Genomic DNA, 13530 nt, shown 5'->3' on the forward strand with positions numbered 1-13530 from the left:
CCTCTACAAGACGCCGAGCGCCAGCGGCTCCAGGTCACGTGCGGTGCGGCCGTTGCCCGGGGCGCCGATGGCGGTGAACGCCCAGCCGGCCGGCGTCCGCGAGACCCGCGCCATCACCAGTGCGGTGTGCGTGCCCGAGCCGGTCAGCTGGAAACGAGCCAGCTCGGTGTCACCGGCCATCGAGTCGACGACCCGTACGAACGCGTTGTCGATCTCGGTGAAGTTCTCGCCGCTGTAGGAGTTGACGACGAAGACGATGTGCTCGACCGAGCTGTGCACGGCGGCCAGGTCGACGTTGATCGACTCGTCGTCGCCCTCACCCTCGCCGGTGAGGTTGTCACCGGTGTGCTGGATCGCGCCGTCGCTGGAGCGCAGCTTCCCGAAGTAGACGGTGTCGAGCACCCGGCCACCGCCGATCACGAGGGCGGACGCGTCCAGGTCGATGGCTCGCTGGACCTGCTTGGTGCCCCCGAAGAGGGTCTTCTTGGTGATCACCTTGGTGTCCCAGCCGAGGCCCATGCGGACCCTGCTGAGGGTGCCGCCGTCCTGCTTGCGCAGGTCGACCGTCTGACCCTTGGACAGGCTGATGCTCATGCCGACTCCCTCCTGCGTCGGGAGTTGGCATTCGCCCTGTGCTTATTCGATCGTGCGCTTCGCTCACTCATGTGTGTGCTCCCTCGTTCTCGATTGCTGCCGCAGCCCCCTCGGCCGCCGCATCACGTTTGTTGGCCTGGATCGAGCTGAACCACGCGGCCACGATGAAGGCGATGCCGATGCCGCCGATGACGAATTCGTCCAGATTGACCCGGATGCTGAGCACCAGCATCACCGCCAGCGCGCCGATCGCCCAGTGGGCGCCGTGCTCCAGGAAGCGGTATTCGGCGAGCGTCCCCTGGCGGACCAGGTAGATCGTCATCGACCGGACGTACATCGCACCGACGCCCAGGCCCATCATGATGATGATCGGGTCCGGTGTGATCGCGAAGGCACCGATGACTCCGTCGAAGGAGAACGTCGCGTCGAGCACCTCGAGGAAGATGAACATCGAGAACGCCGCCTTGCCGGCGAGCAGCACCTTCTGGCCGGTGGAGGAGTGCGCGTCGGCCTCCTCGAACTCGTGGTCCTTGCTCTCCTCGCGCGCCTCCATCATGGTCGACAGGCCGTTGACCGCGAGGTAGCCGATGATGCCGAGCAGGCCGGAGAAGAGCACGATCGAGCGCATCTGCGTCTCGGTGTGCACGTGCGTCTCGTGCACCAGCGTCTCGCTGGCGACCAGCAGGAAGATGCCGGCGATAACGACGGACAACACGTCCAGCTTCCCGAGGCGCTGCAACGGCTTCTCGATCCAGCGCAGCCAGTGGACGTCGCGCGCCTCGTCGAACATGAAGTCCAGGAAGAGCAGCAGCAGGAACATGCCACCGAACGCGGCGATCGCCGGATGTGCCTCGGTGAGGATGTAGCCGTAGGTGCCCGGCGTGTGCGGGTCACCCTTCTCCAGCGCCAGGTGCAGGGCCCGGATCGGGCTGATCGACCCCGACACACAGACGATGACGAACGGGAAGACCAGCCGCATCCCGAACACCGCGACCAGCACGCCGACGGTCAGGAACATGCGCTGCCAGAAGTCGTTCAACCGGTCGAGGTACTTGGCGTTGACCGCCGCGTTGTCGAACGAGAAGACGATCTCGACGACGATCAGGATCGCGGTCAGCCCGACGCCCGCCCACGCGTCGTAGAGAAAGGCGACGGCCAGCACCGCTGCGGTGATGACGAAGTCGATGCGGAAGTGCTTCAGCGCTTGCAAAAGGTGTGCTCTCTCGAGGTGACGGGCGGGCGGGTCGGTCGTATGACGGCAGGCATGCCCGCGAGGTTTCCCCACCGTTGCTCCGGTTGGGCCAACGGCGCAGCCCGCCAGGGAGTTCCCAGGAAAGATCCTCAGGGAGGTGGGTAGTGCCTCAGTCGGGGCCCCCACGAAGTATCGGGGGAGCGAGCGGGGTCCCCACGAAGTATTCGGAGGAGCGCAGCGGGGGAGAAACTTCGTGGGGTGCCGGAGCGAAGGAGAACTTCGTGGGGTGACTTAGCCGACGTGGAGGCCGAACTGGGTGATCACGTTGGCCAGACCCCCGGCATACCCCTGCCCGATGGCGCGGAACTTCCATTCGCCGCCGTGCCGGTAGAGCTCGCCGAAGATCAGCGCCGTCTCGGTGGAGGCGTCCTCGCCGAGGTCGAAGCGCACACCCTTGGTGGTGTTGTTGGGGTCGTCGGCGTCGAAGATGCGGATGTAGGCGTCGGCGACCTGACCGAAGTTCTGGCCGCGCGCGTCGGCCTGGTCGATGGAGGCGACGACGACGATGCGCTGCACGTCGGGCGAGACCTGGCTCAGGGCGACGTGGATCTGCTCGTCGTCGCCCTCCCCCTCACCGGTGCGGTTGTCACCCTGGTGCTGCACCGCACCGTTGTCTCCGGTCAGGTTGTTGTAGAAGACGAAGTCGGCGTCACCGCGGACCTTGCCGTTCTCGGCGAGCAGCAGAACGGACGCATCGAGGTCGAACGGCGCACCGTCGGTCGTGCGCGGGTCCCAGCCGAGGCCGATGACGGCGTTCGTCATACCGGGTGCGGCCTTCTCCAGTGAGATGTTGCCGCCCTTGCTGAGGCTCACTGCCATGGTGATTCCTTTCGGTCGTGACTCGTCAGACGAGTGGGGTGTAGGGGTCGCGCCAGGAAAGCTCGCGATAACCGTAGGCCGCGCAGACCTGCTGCAGCGTGCCGGAGTAGGGATCGTGCTCGGCGCGCAGGACCAGACGGCCCTCGACGACATACCCGCTGAGCAACGCCTGGGCGCCGAGGGTCGGCCCGGCAACCAGCGGCAGTTCCAGCCGGGAACCGCCGTAGGTCGTCACCGTCACGGTGCCGCCCGGCAACTGTTTGCTGGGCCGGGTCGGCACTGCGAAGAGCAGCAGCCGATGTATGTCGGTGACGCGCCGCAGGTTGACCGCGACCCCGGCGGAGGTGGCCCGGAAGGTGGGTCGGCGCGGATCCGGTCCCTGCTGGGAAAGGCCCGGTAGGACGAGGGATTCGCGGCGGTCACCAGTTTCGAAGACCACGCCGAGCACGACCTCGGACGGGTTGGCCACCGCGACCCTCGCTTCGAGCGCGCCCGCCGCGGACTGCATCCGGGTGAGTTCGACGACCGGCTGCTGCTCGGTCAGCAGCCGGCGCTCGTCGGCCTTGATCCCGGGCAGGCCGAGGTCGTGGTCGGGAGTGCGGGTATGCCGACCGGCACCCACGCCGGTCGAGTAGGGCGAGCGCCGTCCTGAGTAGTCCGGAGCTTGCGACGGACGTATCGAAGGGCCGCTAGGCGAGCCCGTATCGAGACCCGAGGCACCGAGATCGAGCGATGTACCGCTGCTTGGTCTCGATACACCTCCCCCGCTGCGTTGTTGGCTCAGCTCCTCGCGCCCCGGCTGTGCCGCTGGGCTCGCAAGCTCGCTGCGCGCCACATCCGCGGCGGTCGTCGCTTCGCGGTGCTCCTCCGGCACTCGACCAGCGCTCTCCTCCGGCACTCGACCAGCGGGCTTTGCACCGGCGGAACGCAGACTGCGGGCACGCAGGTAGGGTAGGTCGGTGCGTTGCGTCACAGCGCAACCCCGAATTCGTTTGCCACTCCATGCAATCCGGACGAATAGCCCATGCCGAGCACGCGCAGCTTCCACTGCCCGCTGTGCCGATAGAGCTCGGCCAGCTTGAGCGCGGTCTCGCCGGTCAGACCTTCGGCCAGGTCCACCGAGGAGACGATCGAGGCGCCGCCGTCCAGGTTGAGCAGCCGGACGACGAGATGCTTCAGCTGGCCGAGCGTGCGGCTGCTGCCACTCCCCTCCGACAGGTAGAGCACGAAGACGACCTTGGCGACCTCGTCGGGCACGCCGGTCAGCTCGACCTCCACCTGTTCGTCGTCACTGCCGAGTGCCTGCTGGAGCTGCGCGGTCGACAGGTCCGCCGAGACCAGCTGGTTGAAATGGACGACGTGGTCGGGCGAGAGCGCCATACCGTTCGCGCCGACGAGCACGGTGAGCAGCGTGAGGTTGTCGTCGAGCACGCGCTCGCCGCCGGTGTCCCAGTCGACCCCGAACACCACGCCGGTGAGGTCGGGCAGCTCCCGCTGCAGCGCGATGTTGGCTCCCTTGGCCATCGGGCTCACGGCCTGCACCTCTCCACTGTCGAATTCACCGGTCAGAGATTCAGCTCTGACTCGCCGAACTTGTCCTCCAGGAACCGGCCGTGCACCTGCAACGCCTGCAGGTCGCGGCTCCGGCTCGCCTCGGCCAGCTGCTCCACGCTGCGCCGCAGCGTGGTCAGCTGTTCCACGAGCGCGTCGGTCGCCGAGTCTTGGTCTCGATACCGTGCGCCGCTGCGCTCCCCCGCTATCCGACCAGCGGCTCCGGCCGTCGCGGCCCGCACGGCCCCGACATACGCCCTGATCGACCCGGGCAGGTAGTCGGTCAGCGTGCCGTTGATCGCCACGCGCACCCCGATGTCCAGCCGGTCGGCGTCACCGGAGGTCAGCACCTCCCGGATGGTGTCGGTGACGGCACGGGCCAGCACCACTCCGATGGTCGGCAGATCGCCGGCACTGCTGTTGATCTCCAGGATCAGCGACTGGTTCTTGCGCAGCAGCGCGTCCACTGAGTCACCGGAAGGATCGGTGACCGCCTCGCTCACCGCGTCGAAGCGGGTCTGGGCCTGCGCACGCAGCCGACTCGACGAGCCGTCCGGGTCGAAGAGCCGCGACAGCAATCCCATGGAACGGCGACCTTACTGGTTGCCACCCGGCAGCTGCTGATTGCTTCCGGTGGGCTGGAAGGTCGCCGCGGTGCGGGCGTCCAGACCCTGCGCCCGCATCGACCGCTCCAGGTAGGGCTTGGCGCGTTGCACCTGGCCCTCGAGCGCACCGATCGTCTGCGCCATGGACTGCGTTGCCTGCGAACGGAACTGGTCGATCGCATCCATCGTCGCGAAGACGTTGTCGAACGCCGCCTGCAGCTTGTCGATCTCGATGGTGCTCGACGCCGCCTGCTGGTTGATCTCCGCACCTTGGGTGCGCAACTGCTGCGAGGTCTGCTCGATCATCGTCGAGGTGGTGCTGTTGAGCGCGGTGATCTGGTCGAGGACGACCTTCTGCTGCGCCAGAGCCTGGCTCACGATGACCGCGGTGCGCAGGGCAGCGATCGTGGTCGTCTGCGCGCGGTCGACGCCGCGGATCAGCTCCTGGTTGTTCTTGCGGACCAGGTCGAGCGCGAGATAACCCTGCACCGACACGGCCATCTGGGTCATGATGTCCTGCCGCCGCTGGCGGACCGCGAAGAGCACGTCGGACTTCATGATGTCGGCGTCCTCGGTGCGCCCGCTGGTCTGCAGCTCGGCGATCTTGCCCTCCACCGCCGAGTCGAGCGCCGTTGCCAGCTGGTTGTATTCGCCCAGCTTCTGCATGGCCTGCCACATGTTGTTGCGCTCCACCTCGATCGAGGCATTGTCCTTGCGCAGCTCGTCCTGGCCGGCCGACAGCGACCGGATGATCGAGTCCAGGTGGCTCTGCGCCGACTGGTATTTCATGAAGTAGTTCTCGATCTTGTTGCCGCCCGGCAGCCACTTCAGCAGCTTCTTGGGACCCTTCAGGTCGGCCCGGTTGGGATCGAGGTCGGTGATGGTGCGTCGCAGGTCGATCAGCGTGCCGCCCACCTTGGACTGCGCGGAATCCTTCCCGGCCTGCGCGGCCGGACGCTGCAACATCCGGTTGGACACGTCCGAGGACCGGCGAATCTCCGAGTCGCCCATGTTGACGATCGAGTTGACCTTCTCGGTGAACGCGGGCGCCTTCATGTCCATCGCGGTCAGCTCGTTGACGAACGCCTGAGCCTTGCGCTGCAGCTCGGTCTGCGCCTCCGGTGCGACGGGCACCGCCTGGACCGCCTGCTGGTCCTGGATCACCGGGACGGGAGCGGGCGCCTCGAGCACCAGCCCGCCCGATGCGGGCGCCGAGACGGCGGGCATCGCCGGAGCCGGGGCGGGTGCCGTCTGGCTGGGCGGAGCCGCCGGCGGCTGCTGGGGTGCGACCGGTTGTTGCTGCGGACCCGGCGACGGCTGCTGCGCCCCACCGGAGTTCTGCTGCTGGAACTGGTCACCGAGCCCACCGCTCAGATCGAGGTTGGACATGTTGCAAGCCTCCTAGCTGCCGCGGAACCTCCGCGAATCCCCGAGTGATCCCTCTTACCTTATGTAGTCGCGCACAGCGGCGCAGCCCGTGCACGTCATACGACGCACGGGAGCCGGTCGCGTTCCACTCCACGGTCCAACGTCCGGCGGGTGCGCCTCGTGCCCCGTCCGGTCTAGGGTCGCGCGGGTGAGTTCTCTGCGGATCGCGTTCATCATCGGCAGCACCCGGCCGGACCGGGTCGGCCCCACGATCGCCGACTGGGCGTTCGAGCACGCACGCAAGCGCGGCGACGCCACATACGACCTCGTCGACCTGGCGCGGGTCGCCCTCCCGCTGCTGGACGAACCGGAAGCGGCCGCCGCGCACCACTACCGCCACGAGCACACCAAGCGGTGGTCCCGGCTGATCGACTCGTATGACGGCTTCGTGTTCGTCGCGCCCGAATACAACCGTGGTGTCTCGGCGGCACTGAAGAACTCGATCGACTACCTCTACTCGGAGTGGAACGACAAGGCGGCCGGGCTGATCTGCTACGGCTCCAGCGGCGGCCTGCGGGCCGGCGAACAACTGAAATCCACCCTCGGCGAGGTGCAGATCGCGACCGTGCGCGCGCAGGTGTCGCTGTCGATCTACGACGACATGGTCGACTTCGTGCAATTCACCCCGCGGGACTACCAGCTGGGCAACCTGGACGCCATGCTGGACAGCCTGCTGCGCTGGGCGGCCGCGCTCCGGGCGTTGCGCGCCGGGCTGGTCACGCCGTGAGCGAGCGAAGCGAGCGACTCAAAGGCACAGGGCGAATCGGACGAGACCCGAGGGACGAGGGGATCGTCATTCGCTGAGCACGTCGTTCGGGAAGCCGGGGCTGCGGTGCCCGTCGCGGCCGATCATCGTGTCGGCCGCAACCAGCACGTTGACGACGGCTTCCTCGGTCGCCTGCACGACTGCTTCGTAGAGAACGTCCATCGCCGGCCACGGCACGAAGTCGAGGTGCCGCAATCCGCTTCCTGCGCCATCGATTCCGCTGTCGAGTGCGCCCGCATTGGCCGTCGAGAACGCCAGGAACACGTCGCCGGAGAAATGACTGCCGGTGGTGCCCGTGCGAGCCAGGCCGTGGGACACGCGCCGGGCGAGCGCCTTGCACTGGCCGGGCAGCAACGGCGCGTCCGTCGCGACGACCGCGATGCACGAACCGGATCCGGGCGGCGGCAACCAGTCCGTGTCGTCCTCCATCGGATTGTCGTCCAGCAGCTGGACGCCGAGCCGCCGCCCTCGGACGACCAGTTCCTTGCGCGAGCCGAAGTTGGCCTGGGTGAGAACGCCGACGGCATACGACCGCCCGGCGACCGTCACGATCCGCGAGGCGGTGCCCGTGCCGCCCTTGAAGCCGTAGCAGTTCATCCCGGTGCCGCCGCCGACGTTGCCTTCGGCAACCGGCCCGGACGCCGCGGCGTCGAGGGCCGCGATCGCAGTCTCCTCCCGGACGTGCCGGCCGTTGATGTCGTTGAGATAGCCGTCGAAGGTCTCGCCGACCACCGGGAGATGCCAGCGGGGCTGGAGCGCAGGGTTCCGGGACAATGACCACTCGAGCACGCCGCGGTGCACGGGACCGACCGCGTGCGTGTTGGTGATCCCGATCGGCAGCGCGAGCGACCCGCTCTCCTCGACCCAGTGGCTGCCGGTCAACTCACCGTTGCCGTTGAAGGAGAACATTCCGGCGGCGACGGCAGTGCCCACTCGGTCGCGACCCAGGGGCAGGATCGTCGTGACTCCGGTCCGCACCGGACCCTCCCCGGGAACCAGAGGTCCGTCCCCCTGGATCAGCGTCGTACAACCCACCTCGACGCCGGGCACATCCGTGATGGCGTTCCACGCTCCAGGGGTGCCGTCGAAGTCGACGTAGTCGCGAGCCCTCATGCTTCCTCCGGGTGTCGGGTGGTGTGGATGCCACTCAACCAGCTTCTCGCCCGAGCACTGCGCCGGTTCAGCGATAGCCGGCGGCCTGCAGGCTGTAGAGCGCGGCGTAGTGCCCGTCGACCGCCATCAGTTCCTGGTGGGTGCCCTGCTCGGCGACCGTGCCGTCGGCCAGCACGATGACCCGGTCGGCCGAGGCGACGGTGGAGAAGCGGTGGGTGACGATGAGGGTCACTCCCCCGGCGCGCGACGTCTCCCTCGCCGCGGCCGCGTAACGGTCGAAGAGCGCGTGCTCGGTGGCCGGGTCCAGCGCCGACGTGGGCTCGTCGAGCACCAGCAGCAGTGGCGACTGCCGCACCATGGCGCGGCCGATGGCGAGGCGTTGCCACTGACCGCCGGAGAGATCGACGCCCCCGGGCCAGGAGGAGCCGAGGCGGGTGTCCAGACCGTCCGGGAGAGCGGTCAGCACATCGGCTGCCGCCGCGTCGTCGAGCGCCTGCAGCAGACGGTCGTCGTCGGGTATGGCGGTGTCGGGGCCGAGACCACCCACGCCGATCGCCTCGCGTGCGGTGAGTTCGAGCTTGAGGTGGTCCTGGAAGGCGCCGGCACAGCGCAGGCGCCAGTCGTCCAGCGAAAGGTCTTGCAGATCGGTTGAATCCACCAGGACCCGGCCGGCGCTCACGTCATACATGCCGGTGAGCAGGCCGATCAGGGTGGACTTGCCCGCGCCGTTCTCGCCGACCACCGCGACCACTTCGCCGGCCGGAAGGTGCAGGTCCACATCGTGCAGCGCTTCGCGATCGGCGCCGGGGTAGCGGAAGCCGACTCCCTGCAGGGTCAGCCCCTCGCGCAACACCGTGGGCGCAGAACGGCTTCCCGGATGTGCGGCAGCCGCCTGCTCGCCATACGCCTCCAGCCAGCGGTAGCGCTTGACCGTGCGCAGCGTCTGGCCGAGGAAGTGCACCGTCGACTGCAGGCTGCCGACCACGTCGCGCAGCTGGCCGACGACGAGGACACCGGTGGCGAAGCGGGCCGGTGAGACGCGGCCGTGCAGGGCGTCGTGCGCCATCCAGAGGAGGATCGCCATGGCAGCGGCGACATATACCAGAGTCACCGCGCTGGAGAACGCTGCTCCGCGAGCTTCGGCCCGCGCGAATGGCTTTCGCCACTCGTCGGCCTCCCGGCTGAGCAGACGGAGCAGGAGGTCGCGTGCTCCGAAGATCCGCAACTCGGAGGCGGCGACCGGGTCGACGGCCAGTCCGGAGAAGTGTTTGCTCCGCCGGCCCGCTGCCGCCGAGCCGTCCTCCGCCTGCTGCTCCCAGCGCATCGTGCAGCTGGCCCACCAGGTCGCGGGAGCGCCGATGAGCAGGAGCAGCAGCAGCCGGATGTCGGCACCGGCCGCGACGATGATCGTCGTCACTGGCGCGACCAGGTTGTTGACGGCGTTGATCAGCGAGTTGTACGCCATACCAAGGGCGCCCATCCGCTCACGCAGTGCGTGGATCTGGTCGCGGTAGCGCGGGTCCTGCAGGTGGTCGAGCGTCGCGGCGGTGCCGCTGATCCGCGCCACCTGGGAGTCGAAGTGGTGACCGATCCGCTCGTTGAGACCGACGCGCGCCTGAACACCCGAGACGCCGAGGACGAAGCCGAACGACTCGGTGAAGGCGAACCCGCTGAGCCCGAGCACCACCAGGGGCAGTTGGCGGGTGGTCAGGCCGCCGACGATCAGGCCGAAGAACAGCGGCCGAAGATACTGCAGCACCCGGCCGACGGCTTCGAGGAACGCGACGATCGTCGCAGTCCGGTTGATGCTCCACGATGTCCGCAGGATCAATCCGATGGACTGCAGGTGATATCGAATCATCAGTGCTCACCGGCCATTTCCGTTGCGCCGGCGGCCGCGAAGCGTGCCGCCTGCAGGCGAAACATGTCGGCATACGGGCCGCCGACGGCGAGCAGTTCCAGGTGTGAACCGTCCTGCACGACCCCGTCCGGGCCGAGCACCACGATGCGCTCGGCGTGCCGCACGCTGGAAAGACGATGGCTCACCAGGATCGTCGTCACCCCGCGCGTCACCTCCAGGAACCGGCTGAAGATCTCCGCCTCGGCCCGCACGTCCAGGGCTGCGGTGGGTTCGTCGAGGACCAGGACTCCGGCGCCGGCGGCGACCGCCGCGAGTGCTCTGGCGAGCGCGACGCGCTGCCATTGACCGCCGGAAAGATCTGTGCCGCCGGCGTATCCCGGCTCCAGGATGGTGTCCCAGTTGTGGTCCAGCCGAGTCAGGACGTCGGCGCCTGCCGCGTCCCGCAGCGCGCTGTCGGCCGTATGACGCAGTGCGGCCGGGTCGGCCTCCGACGCAAGGAGCGGCAGGGCGACGTTGTCCTCCAGGCTGAGGTGGTAGCGCACGAAGTCCTGGAAGATCGTGGCGACCCGCCGACGCGCCCGATCGTCCTGCGCCGGGTCCTGGCCGTCCACCCGCACGGTTCCCGAGTCGGGAGCGTAGAGGCCACACAGCAGTTTGATCAGGGTGGACTTGCCGACGCCGTTCACACCCACGATCGCGACGGACTGGCCGGCCGGGATGTGCAGGTCGAGGTGCCGGAAGACCGGCTCGGTGCGTGACAGGTAGGTGAAGCTCACGTCGGTGACGTCGACAGTCGCGGCCGCCGGCTCGTGGTTTCGATACGCCTCCCCCGCTTCGCTCCTCCGGCTACCCGTCGATATGCCCGTCGCAGGCTCCGGGCTACTCAGGACGGCGCTCAACCGACGAGGTGATGGGCCCAGGCCGTGGTCGGCACGCAACTGCCGGATCTCGTTCTCGTAGAAGCGCGCTCGCACCGCTTGCACGTTGATGTCACCGAGCGCACCGAGCGCGGCCATCTGCATCAGGCCTTGCAGCACGGTGACGGTCGCGCCGACGGCGAGGCTGCCGGTCCAGGCCGCGTGACCGACCCAGACGTATGACGCGACCAGCATCGTGCCGGACACTGTGCAGCCGATGAGCGCACCGCGCAGCGCGCGCGACCGGCGCTGCCAGATGCCGGCGAAGGCTTCCGTCCAGACCTCGGCGTAGCGCCGCAGCACCCACGGCGTCATCCCGAAGAGCCGCAATTCCTTGCCACCCTCCCGTTCCAGCGGCAGGGAGCGCAGGTAGTCGGCCTGTCGCCGCCCGATGCTGCCGTCCTCGACCAGGTCCTTGAGCAGAACGTTCAGGTATGCCGTCCACGTCACGTGCAGCAACCGGAAGGCGAGCAGTGTCCAGAGCGCCGCCGGCCAGGACCACTGCGCCACGGCCACGAGACCACCGATCCCGACGGCGGCATACCCGATGACGGCCCACACGGCATACATGGCATTGACGCCGAACATGCCGCGCACGTAGTCCTCGATGTCGCTGAACCTCGCTCGCAGCTCTGGCTTTTCGAGGTGCCCGATGCCGTGTGGTGCGTTGGCGGCCTCGGCCAGCAGCAGCACCTGCTGGCGGGTGAAGCGTCGCTGCAGCGCGACCGCACCGGACATCTGCCAGGCCTCCGCCAGCGGCTCGACGCCGATGCCGACACCGGTGAGCACCAGCCACAGCCACACGTCGCCGGAGCGCTCGGTGACCGCTTGCAGCGCGTGTCCGCTGGCGTAGACCATGAGCCAGATCGCCGCCCCGCGCAGCGCGACGACGACGAACAGGGCGCACACGAGCCGCGGGCTCGAGCGCCACATCATCCGCCAGAAGTGTCGCTCCACACCCGCCCAGCGCAGCATCCATCCCCTGAGACGCGATATATCGAGAGTCCGCACAAAGGGAATGTAAACACGAAGCTACTTCGATTGCTACTGCATATTCTGAGTAGGTGAAGGTCACCGATCCGGTCATGGTTCGCTCGCTGCTCCGGGATGAGGCGGCGCACTATCTCGCGCCGTTCCTGCACGAGGACCACTCGGTGGCCGAAGCCGCGGACTTGTTGCACATGCCACTCGGCAAGGTGCACTACTGGGTGCGGAGCTTGTATGACGCGGGCATTCTCACGGTGCTCCGCGAGGTTCCCCGCAAGGGACGTCCGATCAAGCGATACCAGGCCGTCGCAAGGGAATTCGTCGTTCCCGCGGAAGCACTTCCAGATGACTACTTCGCGCGGGTGATGCGCCGGTCCAACGCCGAGATGACCGAGGCGATCGCAGCTGCGGCGCCGGAGTGGGTGATCGGCGGGGACTTCCGGATCAGCGCGTCGTCTCCGGTCCGGGGCAGCCAGGACCGGCTGCAGCGCGAGGGCACGGGGTCCGGCATACCGACCCATCAGAGCGGGTGTGCGCTGCGCATCAGCGACGACGCGGCGCTGGAACTGACCGCCGACCTCAGGGCGTTGCGCGACCGGTGGATCGCCCGCAGTGCCGACGAGTCTGACCTGCCGCTCTACCAGCTGAACATCGCGTTCGCCCCGATGCCCGGCTGATTGACCGGCATACCGATGCATTCAGCGGCGTACGGAATCAGCTCGATTCGGTATGCCGGTCGATACATCGGTATGCCGGTCAATCGTGCGAGAGTCGCTGCTGGAGGGCCTCGTGCAGCACGATGGAGGCGGCGGTCGCGGCATTCAGCGAGCTGGCCGAGCCGACCATCGCGATGCTGACGATCCGGTCGCTCGCCTCGCGCCAGGCGCGGCTCATGCCACGCGTCTCGTTGCCGATCACGATGACCGACGGGCCGGTGAAGTCGATGGCGCGCAGGTTGGTCTCGCCTCCCTCGTCGGTGCCGAAAACGGTGTAATCGACTCCCGATCGGCGCTGTCGGCCGATCCACGCGAGCACGTCGTCCGCCGACGGCGAGCGCACGGTCGGCACGGCGAAGAGTGAACCGGTCGAGGCCCGCACGGCCCGCGGGTCGTAGGGGTCGGCGCCGTGTCCGCACACGACGAGGCCGGTGCCGCCGAAGGCGTCGAGCGACCGGATCAACGTGCCGATATTGCCGGGACCCGAGGGCCGGTCGAAGACCGCGACGAGCGGCGTGCTTCCCGGGACGACGAGCCGGTCGAGGTCGTCGGGCGGCATCCGCACGATCGCGACCAGCTCCGGCGGCTCGCCGGAGTCACGTTCGGCCAGCTCGGCGAGCAGCTCCTCGGGGAGCTCGTAGCGGCGGCCGGGCGCGTCGCGCCATACCTCCTCGGCCCACCGCGACGGGCGCGCGCCGACCGGCCGCAACAGCGCACTGAACTCCCAATCATGCTGCAGAGCCAGCGAAATCGGCCGCACGCCCTGCACCACGAATTCGCCGGCACGATGCCGCTTCGTGCGGTTGCCGAGCAGCGCCTCCCACTGCTGGAAGGTCGCGTTGCGGGTCATCACTCGCTGCACCACGTCACCATGGTGCACGGTGGCACCGGGCGGAAGCCTGACGGTCGAACAAAGGCCTG

General features: G+C 68.2%; 13 protein-coding genes. 2 read left to right on the forward strand and 11 right to left on the reverse strand.

The window, feature by feature from the left end; translation table 11 throughout:
- Positions 1 to 3: 3 nt before the first annotated feature.
- From ACN8HC_RS02495 to ACN8HC_RS02525, 7 genes are all read right to left on the reverse strand, one after another.
- Positions 4 to 594 carry a TerD family protein gene (locus tag ACN8HC_RS02495; RefSeq protein WP_490073286.1) on the reverse strand — a complete coding sequence of 197 codons (591 nt, stop codon included), beginning with the start codon at positions 592 to 594 and terminating at the stop codon, positions 4 to 6.
- 67 nt (positions 595 to 661) lie between these two features.
- Positions 662 to 1804: a DUF475 domain-containing protein gene (locus ACN8HC_RS02500; RefSeq protein ID WP_490073287.1), complete on the reverse strand. Its 1143-nt coding sequence runs from the start codon at positions 1802 to 1804 to the stop codon at positions 662 to 664.
- Positions 1805 to 2077: 273 nt separating this feature from the next.
- Entirely contained in the window at positions 2078 to 2665 is a 588-nt protein-coding gene (locus ACN8HC_RS02505) for a TerD family protein (RefSeq protein ID WP_490073288.1), read from the reverse strand.
- 25 nt (positions 2666 to 2690) lie between these two features.
- Positions 2691 to 3287 carry a hypothetical protein gene (locus tag ACN8HC_RS02510; RefSeq protein WP_490073289.1) on the reverse strand — a complete coding sequence of 199 codons (597 nt, stop codon included), beginning with the start codon at positions 3285 to 3287 and terminating at the stop codon, positions 2691 to 2693.
- 347 nt (positions 3288 to 3634) lie between these two features.
- Complete coding sequence (locus ACN8HC_RS02515; RefSeq protein ID WP_490073681.1) at positions 3635 to 4189, reverse strand: TerD family protein; 555 nt, start codon at positions 4187 to 4189, stop codon at positions 3635 to 3637.
- Between the two features lie 41 nt (positions 4190 to 4230).
- Complete coding sequence (locus tag ACN8HC_RS02520) at positions 4231 to 4800, reverse strand: hypothetical protein (protein WP_490073290.1); 570 nt, start codon at positions 4798 to 4800, stop codon at positions 4231 to 4233.
- 12 nt (positions 4801 to 4812) lie between these two features.
- A complete protein-coding gene (locus tag ACN8HC_RS02525; protein WP_490073291.1) occupies positions 4813 to 6210 on the reverse strand; it encodes a toxic anion resistance protein in 1398 nt (465 codons plus the stop codon).
- Positions 6211 to 6397: 187 nt separating this feature from the next.
- Between ACN8HC_RS02525 and ACN8HC_RS02530 the strand changes: the two genes are divergently transcribed.
- On the forward strand, positions 6398 to 6976 hold the full coding sequence (locus ACN8HC_RS02530) for an NADPH-dependent FMN reductase (RefSeq protein WP_490073292.1): 579 nt from the start codon (positions 6398 to 6400) through the stop codon (positions 6974 to 6976).
- 66 nt (positions 6977 to 7042) lie between these two features.
- Here ACN8HC_RS02530 and ACN8HC_RS02535 read toward each other — a convergent pair whose 3' ends face one another.
- From ACN8HC_RS02535 to ACN8HC_RS02545, 3 genes are all read right to left on the reverse strand, one after another.
- Entirely contained in the window at positions 7043 to 8128 is a 1086-nt protein-coding gene (locus ACN8HC_RS02535) for a DmpA family aminopeptidase (protein ID WP_490073293.1), read from the reverse strand.
- Between the two features lie 67 nt (positions 8129 to 8195).
- The gene (locus ACN8HC_RS02540) at positions 8196 to 9989 is read right to left on the reverse strand and encodes an ABC transporter ATP-binding protein (RefSeq protein WP_490073294.1); all 1794 of its coding nucleotides are present in this window, start codon (positions 9987 to 9989) and stop codon (positions 8196 to 8198) included.
- Entirely contained in the window at positions 9989 to 11842 is a 1854-nt protein-coding gene (locus tag ACN8HC_RS02545) for an ATP-binding cassette domain-containing protein (RefSeq protein ID WP_490073295.1), read from the reverse strand. Before ACN8HC_RS02545 ends, ACN8HC_RS02540 begins: the two co-directional genes overlap by 1 nt.
- 128 nt (positions 11843 to 11970) lie before the next feature.
- Between ACN8HC_RS02545 and ACN8HC_RS02550 the strand changes: the two genes are divergently transcribed.
- Positions 11971 to 12570 carry a hypothetical protein gene (locus ACN8HC_RS02550; protein ID WP_490073296.1) on the forward strand — a complete coding sequence of 200 codons (600 nt, stop codon included), beginning with the start codon at positions 11971 to 11973 and terminating at the stop codon, positions 12568 to 12570.
- Between the two features lie 79 nt (positions 12571 to 12649).
- Here ACN8HC_RS02550 and ACN8HC_RS02555 read toward each other — a convergent pair whose 3' ends face one another.
- The gene (locus ACN8HC_RS02555; protein WP_490073297.1) at positions 12650 to 13474 is read right to left on the reverse strand and encodes a TrmH family RNA methyltransferase; all 825 of its coding nucleotides are present in this window, start codon (positions 13472 to 13474) and stop codon (positions 12650 to 12652) included.
- Positions 13475 to 13530 lie beyond the last annotated feature (56 nt).

This window comes from Flexivirga sp. YIM B11880, from assembly GCF_058148645.1.

Bases quoted from the DNA above. Each gene is read 5' to 3' on its own strand.
- ACN8HC_RS02505 (WP_490073288.1), bottom strand. From the start codon at position 2,665: ATGGCAGTGAGCCTCAGCAAGGGCGGCAACATCTCACTGGAGAAGGCC.
- ACN8HC_RS02545 (WP_490073295.1), bottom strand. From the start codon at position 11,842: ATGATGTGGCGCTCGAGCCCGCGGCTCGTGTGCGCCCTGTTCGTCGTC.
- ACN8HC_RS02520 (WP_490073290.1), bottom strand. From the start codon at position 4,800: ATGGGATTGCTGTCGCGGCTCTTCGACCCGGACGGCTCGTCGAGTCGG.
- ACN8HC_RS02535 (WP_490073293.1), bottom strand. From the start codon at position 8,128: ATGAGGGCTCGCGACTACGTCGACTTCGACGGCACCCCTGGAGCGTGG.
- ACN8HC_RS02495 (WP_490073286.1), bottom strand. From the start codon at position 594: ATGAGCATCAGCCTGTCCAAGGGTCAGACGGTCGACCTGCGCAAGCAG.
- ACN8HC_RS02525 (WP_490073291.1), bottom strand. From the start codon at position 6,210: ATGTCCAACCTCGATCTGAGCGGTGGGCTCGGTGACCAGTTCCAGCAG.
- ACN8HC_RS02540 (WP_490073294.1), bottom strand. From the start codon at position 9,989: ATGATTCGATATCACCTGCAGTCCATCGGATTGATCCTGCGGACATCG.
- ACN8HC_RS02515 (WP_490073681.1), bottom strand. From the start codon at position 4,189: ATGGCCAAGGGAGCCAACATCGCGCTGCAGCGGGAGCTGCCCGACCTC.